This is a genomic window from Galbibacter marinus (assembly GCF_000300875.1).
Taxonomy (GTDB): domain Bacteria; phylum Bacteroidota; class Bacteroidia; order Flavobacteriales; family Flavobacteriaceae; genus Galbibacter; species Galbibacter marinus.
In genome coordinates this window covers 1-728 of record NZ_AMSG01000069.1, presented here as the reverse complement: position 1 = coordinate 728, position 728 = coordinate 1, and the positions used below count along the sequence as shown (strand labels likewise).

At 43.7% G+C, this 728-nt stretch carries 1 pseudogene; it reads right to left on the bottom strand.

Features of this window, described 5'->3' with window-relative positions:
* Positions 1 to 607 (bottom strand): annotated as a pseudogene (locus tag I215_RS16560) (IS66 family transposase); the annotation flags it as partial.
* Positions 608 to 728: the final 121 nt, after the last annotated feature.

Here is a 728-nt window from a genome sequence, read left to right as displayed (position 1 = left end):
CATGGACAAGACATCCGGCTAATACAATTCCAGGCTGAGCGCCAATGTTGTCGTACACGGAATAGCCATCACATTGCAAAATACCTTGATAATCAGACAATAGTCGTTTTGGACCATTCTGACCTCTTCCCTTATTGTAATTAAAGAGCACAAGTTTATGCACCGGGTCGTGATAAACCCACTGCTAACCTTGATGTGCACTTCCTTTTTTGTCTTTGTCCAGCACCTTAATCGGAGACTCATCCACTTGGATGTAACCAGATTCCAGAATTTTCCGTTTGAGCACATTGTAAAGTGGCTCCAATAGGATAGCGCATTCACGCATCCAATCACTAAGGGTGCTGGCGGCAGGATTCCAGCCAAAATCGCGACCAAATCCTTGAATTTGACGGTAGAATGGCATGTGTTCTACATACTTCCTCATTATGATGTAGGCCAGTAGGCTAGCTTCTTCAATACTTTTATCTAAAGGGCGCTCAGGTAACTCCCCAATAATTATTTGCGAAGTTCCTTTCTTTTTATATTTGGGACGGATCACTCGTCTTTTGACAAGAGAAGCAGGTGTATATTCCAAAGTCTCTGTAACCTCTTCCCCAATTTTATCCATTCCAGTGGTGTTCTGTGCTGGTTCGATAATCTCTTCTCTTACGGGAAGATTCTCGGGAAGAGCATGACGGCCTGGGTGTTTCTTCTTGTTTCGGGTATAGGAGATTTCTTCTTGCTGTGGA